Source organism: Pontibacter anaerobius (assembly GCF_026241195.1).
In the GTDB taxonomy this organism is placed as follows: Bacteria; Bacteroidota; Bacteroidia; order Cytophagales; family Hymenobacteraceae; genus Pontibacter; species Pontibacter anaerobius.
Map to the genome: position 1 here is coordinate 321911 of NZ_JAPFQO010000006.1, position 22692 is coordinate 344602.

General features: G+C 51.2%; 15 protein-coding genes. 13 read left to right on the forward strand and 2 right to left on the reverse strand.

The features are described from left to right. Positions 1 to 56: 56 nt before the first annotated feature. A complete protein-coding gene (locus OO017_RS10440) occupies positions 57 to 2645 on the reverse strand; it encodes a M1 family metallopeptidase (protein WP_439651304.1) in 2589 nt (862 codons plus the stop codon). A gap of 144 nt (positions 2646 to 2789) precedes the next feature. Here OO017_RS10440 and yjjX point away from each other — a divergent pair, with 144 nt between their 5' ends. From yjjX to OO017_RS10500, 12 genes are all read left to right on the forward strand, one after another. Then, positions 2790 to 3356, forward strand: a complete 567-nt coding sequence (gene yjjX / locus OO017_RS10445; protein WP_266052423.1) for an inosine/xanthosine triphosphatase — start codon at positions 2790 to 2792, stop codon at positions 3354 to 3356. A 7-nt stretch (positions 3357 to 3363) separates the two neighbouring features. Next, positions 3364 to 4092 carry a 5-oxoprolinase subunit PxpB gene (pxpB, locus tag OO017_RS10450; protein ID WP_266052424.1) on the forward strand — a complete coding sequence of 243 codons (729 nt, stop codon included), beginning with the start codon at positions 3364 to 3366 and terminating at the stop codon, positions 4090 to 4092. Next, positions 4089 to 5102 (forward strand): 5-oxoprolinase subunit C family protein, encoded by a 1014-nt coding sequence (locus OO017_RS10455; RefSeq protein ID WP_266052425.1) that lies wholly within the window; start codon positions 4089 to 4091, stop codon positions 5100 to 5102. Before pxpB ends, OO017_RS10455 begins: the two co-directional genes overlap by 4 nt. After that, positions 5099 to 5860, forward strand: coding sequence for a LamB/YcsF family protein (locus OO017_RS10460; protein ID WP_266052426.1), 762 nt, complete (start codon positions 5099 to 5101; stop codon positions 5858 to 5860). The genes OO017_RS10455 and OO017_RS10460 overlap by 4 nt, the downstream gene beginning before the upstream one ends. 7 nt (positions 5861 to 5867) lie before the next feature. Further along, positions 5868 to 7055 (forward strand): NRAMP family divalent metal transporter, encoded by a 1188-nt coding sequence (locus OO017_RS10465; protein ID WP_266052427.1) that lies wholly within the window; start codon positions 5868 to 5870, stop codon positions 7053 to 7055. 223 nt (positions 7056 to 7278) lie between these two features. Then, positions 7279 to 8037 (forward strand): Mut7-C RNAse domain-containing protein, encoded by a 759-nt coding sequence (locus OO017_RS10470; RefSeq protein WP_266052428.1) that lies wholly within the window; start codon positions 7279 to 7281, stop codon positions 8035 to 8037. 61 nt (positions 8038 to 8098) lie between these two features. Continuing rightward, the gene (locus OO017_RS10475) at positions 8099 to 8923 is read left to right on the forward strand and encodes a ZIP family metal transporter (RefSeq protein ID WP_266052429.1); all 825 of its coding nucleotides are present in this window, start codon (positions 8099 to 8101) and stop codon (positions 8921 to 8923) included. 605 nt (positions 8924 to 9528) lie between these two features. After that, positions 9529 to 12540: a SusC/RagA family TonB-linked outer membrane protein gene (locus tag OO017_RS10480; protein ID WP_266052430.1), complete on the forward strand. Its 3012-nt coding sequence runs from the start codon at positions 9529 to 9531 to the stop codon at positions 12538 to 12540. 13 nt (positions 12541 to 12553) lie between these two features. Beyond that, complete coding sequence (locus OO017_RS10485) at positions 12554 to 14122, forward strand: SusD/RagB family nutrient-binding outer membrane lipoprotein (protein WP_266052431.1); 1569 nt, start codon at positions 12554 to 12556, stop codon at positions 14120 to 14122. Positions 14123 to 14191: 69 nt separating this feature from the next. Further along, on the forward strand, positions 14192 to 15112 hold the full coding sequence (locus tag OO017_RS10490) for a serine hydrolase (protein WP_266052432.1): 921 nt from the start codon (positions 14192 to 14194) through the stop codon (positions 15110 to 15112). 48 nt (positions 15113 to 15160) lie between these two features. Further along, on the forward strand, positions 15161 to 16162 hold the full coding sequence (locus tag OO017_RS10495) for an N-acetylmuramoyl-L-alanine amidase family protein (protein WP_266052433.1): 1002 nt from the start codon (positions 15161 to 15163) through the stop codon (positions 16160 to 16162). A 61-nt stretch (positions 16163 to 16223) separates the two neighbouring features. After that, a complete protein-coding gene (locus tag OO017_RS10500; protein ID WP_266052434.1) occupies positions 16224 to 16910 on the forward strand; it encodes an N-acetylmuramoyl-L-alanine amidase in 687 nt (228 codons plus the stop codon). An 885-nt stretch (positions 16911 to 17795) separates the two neighbouring features. Here OO017_RS10500 and OO017_RS10505 read toward each other — a convergent pair. After that, positions 17796 to 19367: a glycoside hydrolase family 10-like protein gene (locus OO017_RS10505; RefSeq protein WP_266052435.1), complete on the reverse strand. Its 1572-nt coding sequence runs from the start codon at positions 19365 to 19367 to the stop codon at positions 17796 to 17798. A 263-nt stretch (positions 19368 to 19630) separates the two neighbouring features. On the opposite strand from OO017_RS10505, the gene OO017_RS10510 reads away from it, so the two are divergent. Then, a complete protein-coding gene (locus OO017_RS10510; RefSeq protein ID WP_439651305.1) occupies positions 19631 to 22660 on the forward strand; it encodes a serine hydrolase domain-containing protein in 3030 nt (1009 codons plus the stop codon). Positions 22661 to 22692 lie beyond the last annotated feature (32 nt).

The following is a 22692-nucleotide window of genomic DNA, read 5'->3' on the forward strand; positions in this document are numbered from 1 at the left end:
GCTGGATTTGGCTGGCTGGATGCTCCGCTTAAGGGCAGCACTTTTATTTATACTTTCTACTCCTGTACCAGCTGCTCAGCCCTAAAAAGGTCATCCGTTGCCTGCAGGATTTTGGCCTTCAGCATCGGGTTGTAGTCCGGGTTGGCCGCCAGGAAATCGCGCACCACTTTTGCTGCCGCTGTGGTCTGGTACGAGCCGAAGGTGGCGCGCAGCCAGTTGAAGGGGAAGAAAATGTCGCCTGTGTGCTGGATCTCCTCCAGCAGCTGCAGGCTCTGCGGCAGGTATTTCTGCGACGTGTTGGCACGCAACGGGTGGTGCAGGTAACTTAGGGCAGAGGCAACCCAGGCTTCTTTCTCCCTGTTTCCCGCCTCTTTCAGCGATGCAAAAAACGCGTCCCGCACCTGTACATCCGGCGACAGGGCTGGCATCATATACTCCAGGCGTTTCTGGCGGTCGGGGTTCTGGATACGGCTTAGCTGCTGCTGCAGGATGTTTTCAGCGGGGTAATCACGTACGGCCAGGGCAAGCGCCAGGGAAGTATAATCGTCTTCGTTGAGTTTCACATCAGCCGGAGGCACCTGCTTTTGCCAAACCTGGTACAGTTTGTCCTGGGCTGCTTTAGTAAGGGCTATACTTTGGAAGATTTTAAACAGCAGCTTTTTCACGTTTGTAGCCTTCTGCTGCTCCATGGCCTGCCACAGGCTCCCTTCCAGTTGCGCTGCGTACTGCTGGCGCTGCGCCGGGGTTAGCAGTTGCCAGTACATGTCGCTTAGCTGGCCTGTCAGCAGTTTTATGTTCAGTTCCTCCTGTTCCCTGGTGAGCCCTTTATGATAGAAGTCAAGCAGTTGCGCCGGTCTCAGGCCCCGCTCGTTCAGCATGTTTTCGTAAAGGTTGATATAGGCCGAGGCCCGTTGCACCGGGTCCTGCAAGGTGTAAAGCCGCTGCAGCATCGCCTCGTCTACCGGGAACACGCCATAGCCCTGCCCTGTGGAGTTGAAAAGTATGAATTGCGGGGCTTCCTTGCCTGCGGCGTCCTCCACCACAACCTTGCTTTCCGTCATATCCACGGTCAGTTCCTCTATGCGGTTAGGGTACACCAGCGCAATCTCGAAAAACTGCGGCCATACCCTTTCTGAGCCGTCTTCGCCTTTCTGAGATACAGTGAGCTGTTCTATTTTTCCCTTGTCTGTCTTTAGATCATGCGTAAATATGGGGCGGCCCGCTTCGTTCACCCATACCTGGTTCCACTGCTCCAGGTCTGCAGGTGTGCGGTCGTCCAGTATCTTGATGAGGTCCGGCCAGGTGGCGTTCTGGTAAGCATAGGTTTTCAGGTACTCCTGCAGCCCCTTCCGAAGCTCCTCCTTGCCCATCAGGCGCTCCAGCTGGCGCATCATAACGGGAGCCTTGTGGTAGATGATGCCACCATACAGCGAGCCGGCATCCTGCAGGTTCTCGAGTGGCTGGCGGATCGGGTTTGCCCCGGCCGTACGGTCGATGCTATAGGCGGCCGGGAAGTGATCCACCAGGAATTTCATGTCGTAGTTGGTGTTCTCGAGCGCCACCTGCGTCACCTTATCGGCCATAAAGTTGGCAAACACCTCCTTCATCCACACGTCATCGAACCACTGCATGGTTACCAGGTCCCCGAACCACATGTGCGCCGTTTCGTGGGCGATGAGGTTGGAGCGGGATATTTTCTGGTCTTTGGTTGCGCCCTCATCCAGAAACAAAGTAGAGGCTTTATACTGTATGGCTCCCACATGCTCCATGCCGCCATACTGGAAATCAGGTATGGCTACAAAATCGAATTTCTGGAAAGGATATGGTATTTGTGTATAGTCTTCCAGGAAAGCCAGTGCATCGCTGTGGATCTGGAAGATCGGGCCCATACTCTCACGGATCTTGGTGGAGTCGGTTTCGCGGTGGTAGAAGTGCATGGTTGTGCCTTTCATGTCGCGCTTCACGTGCTTGAACCTGCCCGCCGCAAAAGAGAACAGGTATGTCGGGATGGTATCGGAAGTTGCGAACGTATAGCTTTTGTTGTTGCCGGAGAGGGTAGAATCCACCAAAGCCCCGTTTGCCAGCGCGTTCCAGTCCTTGGGCAGCGTGAGGTTCAGTTTGAACGTGGCCTTCAGGTTAGGCTGATCGAAAATGGGCAGCACTGTGCGGGCGCGGTCGGGTACCAGCAAAGTATACAGGTAGTCCTGGTTGCGGTTCAGCGACAGATCACCGGCAATGAATTTAACCTTTACCTCGTTTCTTCCCACCTTCAGGTTTTCGGCGGGAAGTATGATGTGTTCCTTCTCCAGCCTGGCGCTCACCTTTTTGCCGTTCACCCATACTTCCTGCAGGTGGTCGGGAGCCTCCTTAAAATCCAGCTGCAACGGGCGGTTGTTTTCGGAAAGGCGGAAGGTAATGGTTTCGTGGCCAGGGATGGGCTGCTGTTTCTGCTCGGGTATGTGCAGGCTGATGTCGTAGGAGATGTGGCTGAGCACCTGTTTGCGGTAATCTGCCAGCTCTTTGGCTACGCCGGTTTCCACGGGTATGGCCTCAGAGGAGGCCAGTGGTTTGCTGCAGGAGGCCATTCCGCCTGCGCCGAGCAAAGCTATACTTGCTATCAGTAGGTTTCTTTTTCTCTTTTTCATACTTTTCAAATATACTTATAATTGTTAGAGAGTTTAAGGGTTTGTGAGTTGTAGAGGCGCAATACTTTGCGTCTTTCCATTATAGGTAGAGAGTTAGAGAAGTTAAAAGCCGGGGATGGTCTTGCCATCCCATAGATCTGTAGCATGGAAAGTAAAACATACAAAGTAGTCATTGCCTCTAAAAACCCGGTGAAGGTGAACGCAGCGCTGGATGGGCTTACGCGCATGTTCCCGGGATCGGAGTTTATACCTGAGCCCCTGAGTGTGCCATCCGGCGTGGCCGACCAGCCCATGACGGAGCAGGAGACCTTGCAAGGCGCTCTGAACCGTGTAGCCAATGCTCAAAAAGCCCATCCCTCCGCTGATTTCTGGATCGGGATTGAGGGTGGGGTGGATACGGTGGGGGACGAGCTGGCGACTTTTGCCTGGGTGGTGGTGCAGGACCGGGAGCAGTTGGGCAAGGCGCGCTCCGCCACGTTCTTCCTGCCCGTAAAGGTGCGTGAACTGGTGGAGCAGGGGGTGGAGCTAGGCACAGCCAATGACAGAATCTTCAACCACTCCAACTCCAAACAAAAAGGCGGCGCGGTCGGCATACTAACGCACAACGCACTGGACAGGCGCGAACTGTATGAACAGGCGGTGGTGTTAGCCTTACTGCCTTTCCGAAACAAAACGCTGTATCTGAACCCGCAACCGCAGCCCCAAGTATAAAAGGTCTATGCCTGAGACTATCGAAAACCCTCCTTTGTTGCTATGCCCCCTCGGCGACTCCGCTGTGGTGCTGCAGTTCGGGGAGGAGATCAGCTTGAATACCCATTTCCGGATTCGTGCCGTGGCGCAGGCGCTGGAGCAGCGTGCATTCCAGGGGCTGCTGGAGTATGTGCCTGCCTATACCACGCTCACGGTGTATTACAACCCCTGGGTGCTGAGCCAGCAGGGAAAGCTGGATGCCTACAGCGAGGTAGTACGGCAACTGGAGATACTGGTGGAGCAGGCTGAGGAGAACGAGCCCGCACCGGCCCGGGTGGTGGAGCTGCCGGTGATGTATGGCGGCACCTATGGCCCCGACCTGCAGGAAGTGGCGGAGCACACGGGGCTAAGCATAGAAGAAATAATTCGCATCCACAGCAGCGGCAGGTATCAGGTCTACATGATCGGTTTTGCCCCCGGCTTTGCTTACTTAGGAGGTATGGATGAGCGTATCGCCACACCGCGACAAGCCAACCCGAGGGCAAGTATACCTGCCGGAAGCGTGGGCATTGCCGGGGAGCAAACCGGCGTTTATCCAATCAGCACTCCCGGCGGCTGGCAACTGATCGGCCGCACCCCGTTGCAGCTTTTTGACCCTGACCGCGAGGTACCAAGCCTCCTGCAGGCAGGTGATGAAGTGCGCTTCGTGCCTATTTCGGAGCAGGAGTATGAAGCCAGAAAGGAGCCGAAGGTATGACTATAACAGTACTAAAACCTGGCCTCCAGACGACGGTGCAGGACCTGGGACGCTATGGCTACCAGATGCAGGGGGTGGTAGTTGGCGGTGCCATGGATAAAATGGCCCTGCGTATGGCCAATCTGCTGGTCGGGAACGATGAGGCTGCCGCTGTCCTTGAGCTAAGTATGCAGGGACCGGAACTGCAGTTTGAGCAGGATACCCTGATCGCCCTGGCAGGAGCAGACCTGACGGCAAGTATAAATGACAAACAGCTCCGCCTGTGGCGGCCGGTACTGGTGAAAGCAGGGAGTATACTTCGTTTCGGAAAGCCAGCGTATGGCAACTACACTTACCTGGCTGTGGCCGGAGGGATCAACGTGCCGGAGGTGATGGGAAGCCGCTCCACCTATCTGCGCGCCTCCATCGGGGGCTTGGAAGGTCGTTCGCTCCGAAGAGGTGATAGTCTTAATTTTTTCGAATCATCAGAGACAAGTAAATTATTGTTGAGCGAGCTGCTCCTGCAGCATAAGGCAGAGAGCGCTTTTACCGAGGTAAACTGGTGGCCGGAGCCGGAGTTATTGCCAACCTATGCGCACGATCCGGTGCTGCGGGCCATGCCGGGGCTGGAATATGCCTGGTTCTCGGAAAACAGCAGGGACTACATCTGGGAGCAGAAGTATAAACTCACGCCTCAGTCGGACAGGATGGGCTACCGTCTGCAGGGCACTACGCTGGCTCTGGAAGAGGAACGGCAGCTGCTCTCCACCGCTGTCAGTTTTGGAACGGTACAGGTGCCGCCCCAGGGAGACCCCATCATACTTATGGCCGACAGCCAGACCACAGGCGGGTACCCGCGGATCCTTCAAATCATTTCGGCCGACCTGCCAAAGTTGGCTCAGGTGCAACCAGGGGGCATTATCCGTTTTGAGGAGGTGAGCCTGGAGGAGGCGCACCGGCTATACTATCAACAGGAAAAACAATTGCTTGCGCTGCAGCAGGCTATCATCTATAAACTGCATCAAGGATGAGCAAAAATTCCATAGACCTGAACTGCGACATGGGCGAGAGCTTTGGGGCCTGGCGTATGGGCAACGACGAAGAGTTACTCCAATACGTAAGCTCTGCTAACATCGCCTGTGGTTTTCACGCCAGCGACCCTGCCACGATGAAGCAAACCGTGCGCCTGGCTCTTCGCAGTGGCGTTGCAGTTGGGGCGCACCCCGGTTTGCCGGACCTGGCTGGCTTTGGCAGAAGAGAAATGGCTGTTTCCGGAGAAGAGGTGTGTGATTTAGTCGTGTACCAAATAGGCGCGCTGGCTGCTTTTGCCAAAGCCGAAGGGGCGAAGCTGCATCATGTAAAGCCGCACGGAGCCCTGTATAACATGGCTGCCACCAACCAGGAGCTGGCTGAGGCCATTGCCGAGGCGGTTTCCAAGGTAAAGCCGGAGCTTATACTTTATGGCCTTGCCGGAAGTGAGCTGATCAGGGCCGGAGAGAAGTATGGCATCAGAACCGCCAGCGAGGTTTTCGCAGACCGCACCTACCAGCAGGACGGAACGCTTACGCCGCGCAGCCAGCCAAACGCCCTGATCAACGACCACAGGCAGGCGGTGCAGCAGGTGTTGCGCATGGTGCAGGAGGGTACGGTGCTATCGCAGCAGGGGACGGAGGTGGCGATAAAAGCTGACACGATCTGTATCCACGGCGACGGTCCGCAGGCCCTGCCCTTCGCCATACGCATCCGGGAGCGCCTCACTTCCGAAGGAATCCATATCTCAGCCCTTTAACCTCAACATGAAAAAAAAGAACTGGAGCGTATTGCTCGGTGCCGCTTTCCTGATGGCCACCTCCGCCGTCGGTCCCGGCTTCCTGACCCAGACTACTGTTTTCACCCAGCAACTGGCGGCCAGTTTCGGCTTCGTCATACTGATCTCGATTATATTGGATATTGGGGTGCAGCTGAACGTTTGGCGCGTAATTGCGGTGTCGGAGCGGCGGGCGCAGGATATTGCCAACCTGGTACTGCCGGGGCTGGGCGCGTTTATCTCTTTCTTGATCGTGCTGGGTGGCTTGGCCTTTAACATCGGAAACGTGGGCGGCGCGGGCCTCGGATTTAATGTGCTGTTCGGCATTTCCCCGGAAACGGGTGCTATGTTGGCTGCTGCCATCGCCATCGCTGTTTTCCTGGTGCGGGAGGCCGGCAAGGTGATGGACCGCTTTGCGCAGGTGATGGGTTTTTTGATGATCCTGCTGATCGTGTACGTGGCCTTTACCTCTGCACCGCCCGTGGGGGAGGCCGTGGCAAAAACGTTCCTGCCTGACGAGGTGGACGTACTCGCGATCATCACGCTGGTGGGCGGCACGGTGGGAGGCTATATTACCTTTGCCGGAGGCCACCGCCTGCTCGATGCCGGCGTGAAAGGAAAGGAATCAATTCCAGAGGTTACCACGAGTGCGGTGTCCGGCATTACCGTGGCATCAGTTATACGGGTGTTCCTGTTTCTGGCGGCGCTGGGCGTGGTGAGCAAGGGGCTGGAACTGGATGCGGCAAATCCGCCGGCCTCTGTTTTCAGGCTGGCCGCAGGTGAGGTTGGTTATAAGCTTTTTGGCGTGGTGATGCTCTCGGCAGCCGTTACCTCAGTTATCGGCTCGGCGTATACTTCTGTCTCCTTTTTGAAGTCCTTCAGCGGCACTATCCGCAGGAATGAGAACTGGGTGATCATCGGGTTTATACTTGTCTCCACCGCCATTTTCGTTACCATTGGCCAGCCTGTGCGCCTGCTTATACTTGCCGGCGCCCTCAACGGACTCATCCTGCCGCTAACGCTGGGCGTTATACTTTACGCGGCTTACAAGCCAGCCATCATGGGCGACTACCGTCACCCGCCGCTGCTCACCATTTTCGGGGTGCTGGTGGTGCTGATAATGGCCTACCTTGGTGGCTATACCTTACTGCAGCAATTGCCGAAGTTGTTTGGGTGAGTTGATCAAAGTGGAATAATATGGGCAAAGCAGGCTACGGGAAAACTGTCATCAGTTTTCCCGTAGCCTGCTTTATACTTTATACTTCATCGAGAGTAAAAATGTATACTTTGGCAAGTATAAAGACCTGCCCGCGCCAGCATGCGTGTGAGGCGTGCACCCTCTGTCCGCGGTTTTTAAAATCAAGCACTAATAAATCACGCTTCAGCTCGTAAACCAAAATATGAGCGAACAGCCAGAACATGCGGCTACCTTCCATTTCCACGGAGCCCTGAATGACTTCCTGCACAAACGCCGTAGAGGCCAACCTATACATTATACTTTCCGTGGTACGCCGGCCGTTAAAGATTCCATAGAGGCACTGGGAGTTCCGCACCCGGAGGTGGATGTGGTGCTGGTGAATGAGAAACCGACGCCGTTTTCGTGTCAGTTGCAGTCAGGCGATGTGGTGGAGGCATACCCGGTGGAGGAGGGGAGAACCTGGCCTGCAGGTTATACTTTTGAAGAGCAAAACCCGCCCCCGACCCGTTTTGTATTGGATGTGCACCTGGGCACCCTGGCTAAAAGTATGCGCATACTCGGCCTGGACACCTACTACGAAACCGACCTTTCCGATAGCGCCATCGCGGGAATTGCCGCATCCCAGCAGCGGGTGGTGCTAACACGGGATATTGGCCTGCTTAAACAAAAAAGTATAACATGGGGCTATTGGCTACGCTCGCAACAGACGGAGGAGCAGTTGGAAGAAGTGATTCGGCGCTACCACCTGTACAAAAGCTTTCGCCCGTTTGAGCGCTGCCTGGCCTGCAATGTGCCGGTGCAGGAGGTAAGCAAGCAGGAGGTGCTTGAGCATTTGCCACCCAAAACTCAGCGGTACTTCCATGAGTTCTACCGTTGCCCCTCTTGCCAACGGATATACTGGAAAGGCTCCCATTATGAGCGCATGCAGCAATACATAGCCAGAATCAGGGGCAACCGCTGAAGTATACCACAGGCAACCAATTTTGCAGCACCATGGTATTAGCAGCAAAGGCGCCTTGCCCATGGAAAGTATAAAATCCTTTTTAGAAGTTGTGCACCCTGTTTTGGCGGCACTGCTGGCTACCACCTTTACCTGGTTGGTGACGGCACTGGGGGCGGGCATGGTTTTCTTCTTCCGGGAGCTGAACAGGGCCTGGCAGGATATTATGTTGGGCTTTACAGGTGGCGTGATGCTGGCAGCTAGTTTCTGGTCGCTGCTGAGCCCGGCCATAGAGTATTCGGAGAGGCTATACCCCGGTTGGAGTTGGATGCCCGCTGCTGTCGGCTTCCTGGCTGGCTCGCTCTTTATCTTCGGGCTGGATAAACTTGCGCCGCACCTGCACATCAACTTTGAGGAAAGCGAAACGGAGGGACTTAAAACTAATTGGCACCGCACCACGCTGCTCATACTTGCAATCACCATCCATAACATACCAGAGGGGCTGGCAGTGGGAGTACTTTTTGGGGCTTCTGCCAGTGGGGTAGAGGGAGTGGGTATCACTTCGGCCATCGTGCTGGCCTTTGGCATCGGACTGCAGAACTTCCCGGAAGGCTTTGCCGTGGCCATGCCCTTGCGGCGAATGGGCATTAGCCGTGGCAAGAGCTTTTGGTATGGGCAGCTGTCGGCGGTGGTGGAACCCGTGGCCGGGGTGCTGGGGGCAGCGGCGGTGGTATACATGCGCCCCATACTTCCCTATGCCCTCGCTTTCGCCGCCGGCGCCATGATCTATGTGGTAGTGGAGGAGGTGATCCCGGAGACGCAGCGGGACAAGTTTACGGACCAGGCCGTGCTGGGGCTCATCGTTGGATTCACGGTAATGATGGTGCTAGACGTTGCACTTGGCTAGTTACTGCAGAAAATAAAACCTTTTAGCACATATTTGTCCAGATACCAGCCAGCCAAAGCCTCTTAAATATTGTTTTCACCACCTCCTGTTCTAATTCTTTCTGCGCTTTAGTAAGCTTGTTCCGCTCAGGCAAAGGCACCCATTCTTTGTATTTACAGCACAAAGCTCACCCTTACCACAGTTTAAAACCTATCTTTTTATCTACTCAATTGTACTGATGCGAAAAAAGCCATGCATACCTCGGCGCGCAATGGTTTACTTAAAAGATAAATAGAACCTCCTTAAAATTGTACTTTATATAGTAAGGGTAATTGAGTGAGTGCTTCTTTATCTGTTGTTAGCTATGCTGAGAGCATGTTTTTAAGATAGCGTTCAGTTTGCTAGGTTAGCTGCTGAAACGTCTAAAAATCAAATTATTTGCTGTGTTATGGGGTATGGCTAACCTGTGTATCAACACTATTGTTGGGAGGCTAAAAATCGATGTAAATGCGATAAATTTTCTCGAAGATTGTTATGGAATATAAAATATTATATATCTTCATGCCTTAATATCAACCTAACTAAAAATGAAAAACTATTTACGATGTATTTTGTGGGGGCTATGTATGCTCCTGCTACATGCAGAAGGTTTTGCTCAGGGCAAAACCGTAAGTGGCACGGTAACATCAGCAGAAGACAAGATTGAGCTTCCGGGTGTTTCTGTGACGGTTAAAGGCAAGCAGCGCGGTTCTGTAACCGATGCCGCTGGTCGTTATACGCTCAATAATGTAGAGCCAAACGATGTGCTGGTTTTCTCCTTTATTGGTATGAAGCGGGCAGAGCGCACGGTAGGCAATGCCTCCACAATTGACGTTGCCCTGAAAACCGATTCTGAGACACTGGATGAGGTCGTGGTAACGGCCTTTGGTGTGGAGCAGGAGAAACGCGCTTTAGGGTATTCTGTTCAGGAGTTGAAGACCAGAGATCTTACCGAGACCCAGCAGGCCAATATTGTAAACGCCATGCAGGGTAAGGTCGCGGGTGTACAGATCACGAATTCTGGTGGAGCACCAGGAGCTTCTGCCGTCATGATGATTCGCGGAGGTACATCACTGAGTGGTAATAACCAGCCACTTTATGTGGTTGATGGAATCCCTGTAGACAATACAACTGCTGTAGGACAGGGGGGATTGGCAGCAGGAACAGCTCCTGCCTCGAACCGCGCCATTGATATAAACCCAGAGGATATTGCCAGCATTACCGTTCTGAAAGGGCCATCTGCAGCAGCGTTGTATGGTCTGCGAGCCGCAGAAGGTGTAGTGGTAATTACCACCAAAAAAGGGACAGCTGGCAAAGCAAAAATTAACTACTCTAATACTTTCTCATTTGACAAAGTGAACAGGCTGCCTGAATTCCAGTCTGTGTACAAACAAGGAGAACAAGGCGACTTCGATTCGGCAGCAATGGGCTCATGGGGGCCAACTTTTGAACCAGGTGAAACGAAGTATGATAACCTGGAAAGTATGTTCAAGTCTGCATTTACACAGAAGCATGATTTGTCTGTAAGCGGAGGTAACGACCGTTCTAGTTTCTATGCGTCTGCCTCTCATTTTGACCAAGGTGGTATCGTTGAAAATACGGAGCTAGAGCGTAACTCATTCCGCTTATCAGCTGATACAAAAGTCGGAGAGAAATTAAAGATTGGCGGTACAGCCAACTATACAAAAACTGGGAGAGCCTATGTGTCACAGGGTAGCGCCAGCGGAGTGATGGGAGCTGTATATTGGCCCCTTAACGATGATATGAGCAACTACCTCAATCCAGATGGCACACAACGCACTATTGGTGTTAATGATAACCCGCATTGGGGTGTTCGTAACAAGCCTATCACCAGTGATGTAGACCGCATCATGGCTGTTGGTACCGTGATTTACGACCCTTTTGATTTTCTGAACGTGACTTACCGCTTAGGTACTGATTACTACACAGACAATTTTAACAGTGTTCGTATGCCTGGAACCACTGCTGTAGGTGAGGAAAGAGGGGCTATCTCTGAATCTACCACAAATAACCAAATCTCAACCTCTACTTTATTGGTGACAGGTAAGCAGTCATTTGGCGATTTTAACACTAGCCTGACATTAGGGCATAATGCAGAAGACTCCCGCCGTCAAACTGCAACATGGTACGGTCGAAACTTTATTGCTCCGGATTTCGCAAGTATAAACAATGTAGTTCAAACAGACCGAACAATTTCGCATGCCGTATCGCAGCGCAGAATAGTGGGTGTTTTCGGAGACCTTAACCTGGACTGGAAAGGAATTGCCTTCCTGAGCTTCCGTGGTAGGAATGACTGGTCTTCTACATTGCCAGTGAACTCGCGCTCCTTCTTCTACCCATCAGTGAGTACCTCTCTCGTTGTGACCGATTTACTGGAGGATATGGGTGCTATTTCAGCTGGTAGCGTACTTTCGTTCGCTAAAATCAGGGCATCCTGGGCCAGAGTAGGTAAAGATGCGCCTCCTCATGTGCTGGCAACCACTCTTGCAACAGCTACCAACAGTTTTACGATCGCCCCTCGTGGCTTCATCTCTAACGCAAACGATTACTATGGTAACCCTGCACTAAAGCCTGAGTTTACAAACTCTATTGAGGTAGGTGCCGATGTACGTTTCTTCCGCAACAGGCTTGGACTGGACTTTACCTACTATAAAACTAGTACGGATGAACAGATTCTTGGTACCCGTACACCTCCTTCTTCCGGAGCTTTCCTGGCATACTTGAATGGTGGCCGAATCGATAATGAAGGGGTAGAACTGATGTTGAACACACAACCAATCACGAATGATATGTTTACCTGGCAACTCGACTTCAACATCGCCAAGAACAAGGCTACTGTAAAAGACTTACCAGGCACTCTTGATCGCGTAGAACTTTCTGATGCATGGGTAGCAGGCTCTGTTGCCCAGGGTGCTGCCTTCTTAGGAGGATCCCTGTTCGGAATAAATGGTAATGTTTGGAAGCGTAACGAAGAAGGTCAACTGCTCCTTAATGATGAAGGATATCCACAGGTACAGTCTACACTCCAGTACATCGGTGATAGAAACCCAGATTGGACAGGTGGTATCACAAACACATTTAGCTACAATAACCTGTCGCTATCCTTCCTGTGGGATATTCGAGTAGGAGGTGATATCTATAATGCTACCGAAAACACTTTGGTGCGCTCTGGTCTGAGCACGAAAACGCTGGATAGGGGCCAGACTAAAGTATTCGAGGGTGTCATAGAGTCAACTGGTGAGCCTAACACCCAAAGTGTAGTGCTGGATCAGGACTACTACCAAACTATCTATCCTTTCCAGGGCTATGACTTTGTGGAAGATGGTAGCTGGTTAAGAATGCGCTACATCACATTGTCCTATAATCTGCCAAATGTACTTCTTGGGAGAACTCCGATTAGCGGCTTGCAGGTGTTTGCAACCGGACGTAACCTGATTCTAATCACAGACTACTCAGGTGTGGATCCTGAGGTGTCAGGAAGTGGTGCGGGTGTTGGTGGCTCTGGGTCATTTGGTTTCGATAACCTTGGCGTTCCTGCAACCCGTGGTTTCGATATTGGTTTAAAATTAACCCTGTAAACTGTACTTCATCATGATAAATAGATTTTCAAAAATAAAGCTGTTTTTAATTGCTTCCACAGTGCTATTCAATACTTCATGTGAAGATTATTTGGATATAAATGATGACCCTAACCTTCCTACCTCAGTACCGGCTCATAGCCGTCTGGTAGGTGCAATTACAACCACCAACGGGTCAGCCATGTGGAGAGGGTCGAGAGAAGTTGCTGCTGTAACGCAGTATGCCTCAACAGCTCTTACAACTGGTTCTAACAGAAACGCTGAGACATGGAGGTTTACAGCAAGCTATTTCTTCTGGCAGAATGCCTATGTCTTCACAATGCCGAACAGTGTAGATTTGATTGTACTGGGCGAGAAAGAAGGTAACCCTCACTTTGTGGGTGCCGGTAAAACACTTCTGGCGTTGAACCTGGGGATGCTGACGGATCAGTATGGAGCTATTGTGGTAGATGATTACTATGATGGTAACTCCCAGATTAACCTTACACCAACATTTAACAAGCAGGAGGAAGTATACCAGCGCATCCAGCAATTGTTGGATGAAGCCATTATTGCTTTCGATAATCCTAAAAATAAAACACCACTGAATTTTAGTGGTGGAGATATTATGTATCAGGGTGATGTAGACAAATGGCGCCGTTTTGCCTGGTCGTTAAAGGCAAGGTACATGAACCATCTTTCAAAGAAAAGTAGCCTGTATGATGCACAGAAAATTATAGAAGCAGCTCAGAATGGTTTTAATGCAGATGGCATGGATGCTGAATTTGCTTACTTAGAAGGAGGGCAGCAGACTGACGAAAACCCTTGGTATAGCTGGGGTGGTTTTACCAATGCTAACCCAGTAAATAACCGCTATTTTACATGGTCTCAGTTTTTTGTAAGCCTTCTGCAAAACCTGCCTGTAACAGAAGCTGACTACCAGGATCCACGCATTAGCCGTATTATGCAACCGGCTCCATCTGATGGAGAATACCGTGGTCTGAAATCAGGTTTAGGTCTGGCCGGAGGCCAGGGAGGAACTGGTCAGTTTACCGATGTAGAAGACTATGGGCAGTTCAAAAACAGTGGTTTCTATACGAGAGCGACTTCCCCGTTCCCGTTCATTACTTATTCAGAAGTAAAGCTGATAGAGGCAGAAGCCCGTTTACGTTCCAATGATGCGTCTGGAGCACTTGCAGCCTACGAAGAAGGTGTAAAAGCCAACATGCGCAAATTGGGGGTCCCTGCTGCTGAAATCAATGCCTATTGGGCAGCGCAGTTAGAGAATGGTGTGGTTGACCACTTTAATAATCTCACAAATGGCCTGAGCCATATTATGCGCCAGAAGTATATCACACAGACTCTGAACCCAGAGACATGGGTAGATATGCGTCGTATGGATTACAGCCAGGAGATTTATGGTCCTTACTTGCAGCGCCCTGCTAATATTAATACAGTAGTGTTCAATGCCAATGATCCAAATCAATGGATACAGGCCATGATTTACGAAACTAATGAGCAGAACAGAAATGGTGACCAGATAGGTGACAACTCAGCACAGTACCGCTTACTGACCCCTTTATGGTGGAATACACCAGAATAATCAGAAACTGATTCCAGATTTAGAGGTCCTCCTGAAAGGGAGGACTTTCTTTTTTTGCTAAATTGAAGTATGAAGAAGCTTTCACTTTTTAGTATCGTGTTGCTTATGCTAAGTATGTGTATAAGTGCAGATGCACAAACCTCTGCCCATAAGGTGTTGCGGCAGCATACGGAGAAACAGCTAAGTGAAATTATTGGCCATTCGCCAGCTGTCACCGGACTTGTGGCTGTTGATCTTACTACCGGAGATACCTTTTCTTTTAATGCGGATGTGATTTTTCCGCAGGCAAGCGCTATTAAAATCCCTATCCTGATGAGCGTGTATAAGCAGGCGCACGAGGGCAAATTCACCCTCTCAGATAGCAGGAAAGTGGAAAGGGCTGACGTAGTGGGCGGAACTGGGATTTTGAAAGACCTAGCGGATACTCCCTCCATGAGTATTCGTGACCTGGGCGTGCTGATGATAAGCCTGAGCGATAACACAGCCACTAACTCACTTATCGAGCTGGTAAGTATGCAGGAGATAAATGCCATGCTACGCTCAGTGGGCGCAAAGAAAACAATAGTTCAGCGTAAGATGATTAACTCGGCTGCTTCTGGCAGAGGCGAGGAAAACCTGTCTACACCGGCCGATGCTGCTCATATTCTGCAATTATTATACAGAGGCGAGTTTATCAATAAAGCTTCCTCAGATGAGTTCATGTTCATTCTAAAGAAAACAGACCGGCAGACAAGCCGATTGGCTGTTGGATTACCGGGCGATGTGCCAATTGCTTTTAAGCCAGGTGTCCTTAACGGTGTGTCTACCGAATGGGCCATTGTGCTGCTGCCCGAGCGGCCTTATGCTGTTGCTGTAATGGAGAGTTTTAAAGTGAAGGGGCAGTCACAAAACACCGTGGAAGAGCTATCGGAAGTGCTGTATCAATACTTCTGGCGGACAGGCAATGCCACCCGCTACGGTACTTACGTGGACCCGAAGCATATCAAGTAAGCAGAGAAGTCTGCTCCTTTAATTTTATACTTTGAACCTGGACCTTCTATGCCAAAGTACCTGCGTTTCCTTCTGTTTGTTGTTTTCATATTGATCTATCTTCCTGCGCCTGCCCAGAAGCGGAGTAATCCATTGGCTGGTAAGGTTATTTGTCTGGATGCCGGACACGGTGGCACAGCAGAGATAGATAAGTACCGTGCGGGGCTATCGGGTGAGCGGGAGGAGTGGATTAACCTGCGGGTAGCGCTGTTGTTGAAGGAGATGCTGGAGGAGAAAGGGGCCAGGGTGTTGATGACACGCACGGCCGATGATAACGTTCTACTTGCAGACAGAGCCCAGATGGCTGTCGATAATGAGGCAGACATTTTCCTTTCAATCCACCACAATGCCACGGCCGATCCAGGTGCTAACTTTCCTATCATCTATTTTCACGGCAATGCCTCAGAAAATACTGCCAGTGTAACCTTAAGTAGGCAGGTGGCTCTGGCACTCTCCGAGCATCTTTACAAAGGGAGTACGCCGGTGAGTCTGGCCTCAGATCACGTTATCTTCGCGACTGCAGGCACAAAGGTGCTGCGGGATACTTACGGAATACCTGGAGTCATTGCAGAAGCATCCTTTTTCACGAATCCGGAGGAGGAAAAGCGGTTGAAGAAGAGAGGCTATAACCGCAGGGAGGCGCGGGCGTACGTGATAGCCTTGGAGGCTTTCTTCAGCAAGCCTGAGCAGCCTGTTTTACCAAAAAACTCCCTGGTAAGTCTTCCACCTTTCAAGGCCTTTCAGGAAGCAGAGCGTATGAACGAAACTGCCCGGCTCTGGCGTCGGGATTTCCTAAGAGCCCAGGCATTGATGGCACATAAAGATTCTGCCTCTTTGCACCAGGCGTTTGAGCTGTTCACCCGATCCGCCCGTTCGTTTCCAGACTCCTATGTGGCTGCACAGTGCCATAAGAACAGAGCTATCATTCTGGAAATGCTAGGTAAGAAAGAAGAGGCAAAGCAGGAGGCGCTGCGGTCTAAGGAGCACTTTGTGCGCGTAAGTGAAAAGTAGCATCAGAGTACACCAACCTCAAGCGAATAATTTTGAATCAACTATAGTAAACTGTAACATTATGAATGTAAATACAAGGTCTTTGAATAGAGTTGCCGTCAAAGCGGGTGCCATTGGACTAATGTTTCTGAGTGCCTGTGCCTCACCCACCTTTCGTATCCTTGAGAAGCCTATTGTTTTTGATGAGGAGCGCAAGCAACTATCGTTGGAGTACCTAAAAGCCAGGTATAACATGCAGAAGGATGCGCCTTATATAGAACCAAAAATGATTGTACTGCATTGGACGGCCATACCTACACTGGAGAAGTCTTTCAACGCCATGAACCCCACACTGCTGCCTGGTTCCCGCACCGCGATTGGCTCTGCCAGTAGCCTGAATGTGTCCGCTCAGTTTCTAGTGGACAGAGATGGTACAGTTTACCGGCAACTCCCGGACACTGCTTTTGCCCGTCATGTAATCGGCCTGAATCACTGTGCTATCGGAGTGGAAAATGTAGGAGGGGGGAAGGAAGGGTTGACGAAAGCGCAATTGAAAGCCAATGTGGAGCTGGTGAGGTATCTGAAAAGTAAGTATGATATTGAATATCTGATCGGCCACTATGAGTATCAGGATTTTGTCGGTCACCATTTGTGGAAAGAAGTTGATGCCGGCTACAGAACTAAGAAAGTAGACCCGGGTAAAGATTTTATGAGAAAGGTCAGGATAAAAACAAAGGACCTGGAATTGAAAGGGTCGCCTCAATCTTAAAGGCAGAGCCATTTCTCAAAGCTTTTTTTGTAGTACCAAGACTATTGAATAGAAATATATTCGAAAGCAGGATATGAAAGCTGTTCATTTTCGCAGGCACTATACAACTATTAATAAAAACATGATTCATCCCGGAGTTTAGGGCTAGGATGAAAAAAGAGAACCTCCTGTGTTAGGGATATGGTCAATGTATCGCCTAGACCAGGAGGTTCTTAAGTTTACCTCTTCTAAAAACGCATCTCCCCAAGGCCTGATGGTCTCTCCCACCGCCTCGACGATTTCCTGGCCCCCTTCCTGCAACAACTTGATAAGCTATTGGACCACCGGCTGGTGTTGACCTTCCGGGGCCTGTGCCAGGGGCTGGTGCGGCACCGTAGCCGCTCCTAGGGCCTGCTTTTGAGCGAGCTAAGCCGGGTGCTGCTCTCCCCAAGCAAGGCCCCGGCGAGCACCGAGAGGCTGTCCAACCTTTCGAGGAGCAAGGAGTGGCCTTCGGAGATAATTGCCAACCACCTCACGGATGGGGCCCAAAAGTATGTGGAGGGGCGACAAGGCCTCCTCGCGGCTCTCGCTACTGCTCTGGGCAGGTGGAACAGGCCTTCCGCTTCAACAAGGCCGAGATGGACATGGAGTCCTGCAGGCTCTGGTTTTGAGGCAACATGGTGAGGCTGCTGCAGGTCGTACCCCTGGTCTACGCCTTCCTGCTCTCCCTAATGTGGGAGGCCAATTTCTAACCTCTTGAGGTAGAACTGCCATAGAACAGGAAAGCGGTAGGAACACGCCCGCACCGCTTTACCGCATCCGGTTGGCCAGGGCCAACCGCTGGAATCTTTTCTTTCTAGCCCAGAGTCAAACTCTGAGACGACTCATGTTTATACTTCAGCAATTCTAGTATTTATACTTTAGTGTTACCGGGTGGGAAGGGGCGCTTTCGTTTTGTTGACGGTCCAGGGCGGTTACAACGTATACATACTTGCCTTGATCCAGGGGTGTTTCATCTATGAAAGCGGTGTTTGTGCCGAATACCTTGGCTACTATAGTGGCAGGGCTGTTCAGGTCTGGCTGAAACGGCTCCCATTTTCTTTCCTTCCAAAACGCTAGATCCCATATGGGTGGGTTTCGCTTTTCAAACCTGTAGACAACATAAAAGCGAACATCCTGATCATGTTGCCAGTGCAGGCTTACGCCTCTGTCTGTCTGACGCACCTTCAGGGAGAAAGGAGGCTCCAACTCTTCGTTCTTTTTCCAATCCATTACAGGCAGCAGCGCTGGGTATTTATAGTAGGAGCTGCGCAGGGAGTCCTGCAGGTTGTTGGGGTTGCTCATAACCGATTTTGAACTGAAAAACACGCTGCCATTCACATGAGGTATAGTTCTGGACAACTGCAACTGCCGGGGCATCTGAGTAGGGTCGTGCCACTCGGGGTAAGTTGGGTCGGAGGCAACTTTGTAAGCGCCAAGGCCTACATACAAATGGCGCTGAAATGCATTCTGTGCCCACCACTCTACCACCGTTTTATAGTCAGCAGCAGGATTTCCGATGTGCCAGTATACTTGTGGCACCAGGTAATCTATCCAACCTACCTGCATCCATTTGCGCGTATCCGCATACAGGGCGGTATAACTTGGGGCTCCTGCGCGAGTCGCTGAGCCGTCTGGCCCGTCAGCCAGGTTTTTCCAGACACCAAATGGACTAATGCCAAACTTGACATAAGGCTTTACGGCGTTTATACTATCTGAAACTCCTTTTATGAGTTCGTCTACATTGTAGCGGCGCCAGTCGTTCTTGTTCGTGAACAGTCCTTTGTAAGCGGCATAGGTGTCCTCATCCGGAATAGGCGTATTGGCAACAGGGTAGGGGTAAAAATAATCATCAAAGTGCACACCGTCTATGTCGTAACGGTTTACCACATCCATCACCACATTTGTTATGTACTGGCGTACTTCGGGTATACCCGGGTTAAACAGCAGCTTTCCGTCATACTTTAAGAACCACTCCGGTTTGCGTTTGGTGATGTGGTTCGGGGCCACCTCTGCTTTGGCGTCGAAAGTAGCACGGTAAGGGTTAAACCAGGCATGGAACTCCATACCACGCTTGTGCGCCTCGTCCAGCATAAACTGTAGCGGGTCATAAGGCGGGTTCATGGCCAGTCCCTGCTTGCCGGTCAGGAATTCTGACCAGGGCTCCAGTTTGCTGCGGTACAAGGCATCGGCGGCAGGTCGAACTTGTACAATTACGGCATTCATACCGTTTTTCTGGTGCTCATCCAAAATGTACTTAAACTCCTGTTGCTGCACGGCAGGGGAGAGGCCTTTCTGCCCTGGCCAGTCAATATTGGCTACTGTAGCGATCCAAACGGCCCGGAATTCGCGTTTAAGCGGCTGTTGTTGTGCCTGGGTAGGTGCCGCAGCAGTCGCCATAAAAAGAATCAGGAGGTACTTTAACAAATGGTTGCTCATTATGGGTAGTCGTTTGTAATATAGTGTATTTTAAAAAGCTGCTATTTTGTTTAAGTCAGTTTTCGGAGCGGATATACTTGTATGGCTAAATATAGCAATTGGATGTTATTAAGGAAAGGTGCAGGTGGAATTATACCTGCTGATTTGCATTATAATTTTTAAGGATGACGGAGCTTGTAAGATTCTGTCGCAACATAGAAGTCCTTTATCATAAAAGGTTTAAATTTACCTTTGAACACGCTAATCATTAACCTCTAATTATTTTGAAAAAAAGATCTACTCTTTTGCTCACCCTGATCGCCCTGCTTCTGTTTGGGGTGATGGATGCGGATGCGCAGAGACGCACCTCTAAGACACGCCGCAGCTCCACCGAGAAAGCGGCCGCCAAAGTAGCCTTTAACCCGGCTACCGACCCGCCTTTCCTGAATGCGAACCAGGCGTGGGTAGACTCTGTTTTTAACACCCTTAGCCCGGAAGAGCGTATCGCACAACTTATCATGATCCCGGTGTACTCTAATAAGGACCAGGCACACATCGACTCGGTTAGCAGGCTGGTGACAAAGTATAAAGTAGGTGGCCTGATCTTCTTCCAGGGTGGGCCTGTAAGGCAGGCGCACATGACCAACCGTTACCAGAAAGAAAGCAAGGTGCCGCTCATGGTAAGTATAGACGGTGAGTGGGGCCTGGCTATGCGCCTCGACAGCACGATAAAATTTCCGTACCAGATGGCGTTGGGAGGCATAGAAGATGAGAGCCTGATCTATGAGATGGGTGCCGAGATTGCCCGACAGTGTCGCCGCCTGGGTATACATGTAAACTTCGCCCCGGTGGTGGATGTGAACAACAACGCCAACAACCCGGTAATTGGATTCCGCTCTTTCGGGGAGGACAAGTATAATGTAACCCGCAAAGCCATGGCCTACATGCGTGGTATGCAGGATGAGAAGGTGTTGGCAAACGCCAAGCACTTCCCGGGCCACGGCGATACCAACGTGGACTCGCATTACGGGCTTCCGGTTATCCATTTTTCTAAACTCCGCCTTGACTCTGTAGAACTTTACCCGTTCCGCCAACTGATGAAAAACGGACTGGGTAGCCTGATGGTGGCCCACATGAACATCCCGGTGCTGGACAATACTGACAGCCTGGCCTCCACGCTTTCCAAGCCTATTGTAACAGACCTGCTGAAGAAAGAGATGGGCTACAAAGGCCTGGTATTTACCGATGCGCTCAACATGCAGGGTGTGGCGAAGTTCTATGCACCTGGCATTGTGGATGTGAAGGCGTTGCTGGCCGGTAACGACATGCTGCTGAACACTATGGACGTGAAAACGACCATCGAGGAAATAAAGAAGGCGATTGCTAACGGCGAGATAACACAGGAGGAGGTAGATGCCCGAGCCCGCAAGGTGTTGGCCGCCAAGCAATGGCTGGGGCTGGATAGGTATAAGCCGATCGAAACGGAGAACCTGATCGAAGACCTGAATAACCCGCACGCCAAATACCTGAACCAAAAACTGGTTGAGGAATCGCTTACGCTGCTCCGTAACAAGCAGAACATACTTCCGGTGCAGAACATTGATACGTTGAAGGTGGCAGCCTTGGCTATCGGCACAAAAAAAGAAACTGATTTCCAGCGTGGCCTCGCCCGTTACACCAAAGTAGATACCTTCTTCCTGACCCCAACTGCCTCTATTGCGGAGTTGATGGCCCTGAAGGAGAAACTGCAAGACTATAACCTGATAGTAGCCGGGGTGCATAAACTGAACCTGAAGGCAGGTAGCAGCAGCTTTGGCATTACAGCTGAAATGAACCTCTTCCTGAAAGACCTTATCCGCTCCAAGCCGACCATAGTGGGTGTGTTTGGTAACGTGTATAGCCTGGCAGAACTGGAAAGCCTGGACAAAGCGGACGCCGTAATCGCCGCTTACCAGGAAACCCCTGAAACGCAGGACTTGACCGCTCAGATGATCTTCGGAGGCATCGGGGCGAAGGGAAAGCTACCGGTAACGATAAATAATGCCTTCAAGATAAACGATGGCCTGCAGACAAATGGCGGCTTACGCTTTGCCTATACTATGCCGGAGGCGGTTGGGCTGAAGACAAAGGACTTTGCCGGTATAGACTCGCTGGTGGCACAGGCCATGGAGCAGAAAGCCACGCCTGGTGCGCAGGTGCTGGTAGCCAAAGATGGAAAGGTGATCTACCACAAAGCCTATGGCTTCCATACTTATGATAACGAGCGCCCGGTACAGGTTACAGACCTGTACGATCTTGCTTCTGTTACCAAGATCAGCACCTCACTGGCTGCCTTCATGAAGCTCAGTGGCGAGGGCCGTTTTGATGTGGACCGCACACTGGGCGACTACCTGCCGATAGTTGAGGGCTCCAACAAGGAAAACCTGAAGTACCGCGACATCCTGACGCATCAGGCTGGGCTTAAGGCTTGGATTCCTTTCTGGAAAGAGACGGTGAAGAAAAACGGCAAGTTCAAATGGGCTACGTTCAAAACAGATTCTTCGCGCCGCTTCCCGATCAAGGTGGCAAATAACCTGTATATTCATCGCAAGTATTGTAACAAGATCATCAAAGCTATCGTGAAGTCGCCGCTGAACGAAAAGCCTGGATATGTGTACAGCGACCTCTCGTTTATACTTGCGCCAATGGTGGTGCAGAACATCACCGGGGAAAATTTTGAGACCTACCTAAAGGAGAACATTTACCAGCCAATTGGCGCTACCACGTTAACGTTTAACCCATACAAGTACTACGCTCCGGAGCGTATCGTGCCAACAGAGTATGAGCCGCACTTCCGCAAGCAGTTGCTGCACACAACTGTGCACGACGAAGGAGCCGCCATGCTGGGTGGCGTTAGCGGACACGCCGGCCTGTTCGGTAATTCTAACGACGTAGCCAAACTGATGCAACTCTACCTGAATGACGGCAAGTTTGCAGGCGAGACCTACATTGCTGGAAATACCGTAAGCCGGTTCAGTAAGTGCCAATTCTGTGATCAAGGCAATTACCGCGCCCTTGGTTTTGACCGTCCGGCCAAGCCAGGTGAGCAGAACAGCAACGCCGCGCCAAGTGCGCCGGTACAGAGCTTCGGCCACTCCGGTTTTACCGGCACCTATACCTGGGTAGATCCGGTAAACAACCTGGTGTATGTCTTCCTGTCGAACCGTGTGAACCCAACCCGTGAGAACCCGATGCTGAGCAAACTGAACACCCGCACCAATGTGTTGCAGGTGGTTTACGATGCTATCGAGAAAAGCAAGAAGGTGCAGCAGTAAGCACTTTATCGAAGCTTATACTTTTAGAAGAG

Excerpts from the sequence above, each read along its gene's own strand:
- OO017_RS10440 (WP_439651304.1), bottom strand. The coding sequence starts at position 2,645 with ATGAAAAAGAGAAAAAGAAACCTACTGATAGCAAGTATAGCTTTGCTC.
- yjjX (WP_266052423.1), top strand. The coding sequence starts at position 2,790 with ATGGAAAGTAAAACATACAAAGTAGTCATTGCCTCTAAAAACCCGGTG.
- pxpB (WP_266052424.1), top strand. The coding sequence starts at position 3,364 with ATGCCTGAGACTATCGAAAACCCTCCTTTGTTGCTATGCCCCCTCGGC.
- OO017_RS10455 (WP_266052425.1), top strand. The coding sequence starts at position 4,089 with ATGACTATAACAGTACTAAAACCTGGCCTCCAGACGACGGTGCAGGAC.
- OO017_RS10460 (WP_266052426.1), top strand. The coding sequence starts at position 5,099 with ATGAGCAAAAATTCCATAGACCTGAACTGCGACATGGGCGAGAGCTTT.
- OO017_RS10465 (WP_266052427.1), top strand. The coding sequence starts at position 5,868 with ATGAAAAAAAAGAACTGGAGCGTATTGCTCGGTGCCGCTTTCCTGATG.
- OO017_RS10470 (WP_266052428.1), top strand. The coding sequence starts at position 7,279 with ATGAGCGAACAGCCAGAACATGCGGCTACCTTCCATTTCCACGGAGCC.
- OO017_RS10475 (WP_266052429.1), top strand. The coding sequence starts at position 8,099 with ATGGAAAGTATAAAATCCTTTTTAGAAGTTGTGCACCCTGTTTTGGCG.
- OO017_RS10480 (WP_266052430.1), top strand. The coding sequence starts at position 9,529 with ATGCTCCTGCTACATGCAGAAGGTTTTGCTCAGGGCAAAACCGTAAGT.
- OO017_RS10485 (WP_266052431.1), top strand. The coding sequence starts at position 12,554 with ATGATAAATAGATTTTCAAAAATAAAGCTGTTTTTAATTGCTTCCACA.
- OO017_RS10490 (WP_266052432.1), top strand. The coding sequence starts at position 14,192 with ATGAAGAAGCTTTCACTTTTTAGTATCGTGTTGCTTATGCTAAGTATG.
- OO017_RS10495 (WP_266052433.1), top strand. The coding sequence starts at position 15,161 with ATGCCAAAGTACCTGCGTTTCCTTCTGTTTGTTGTTTTCATATTGATC.
- OO017_RS10500 (WP_266052434.1), top strand. The coding sequence starts at position 16,224 with ATGAATGTAAATACAAGGTCTTTGAATAGAGTTGCCGTCAAAGCGGGT.
- OO017_RS10505 (WP_266052435.1), bottom strand. The coding sequence starts at position 19,367 with ATGAGCAACCATTTGTTAAAGTACCTCCTGATTCTTTTTATGGCGACT.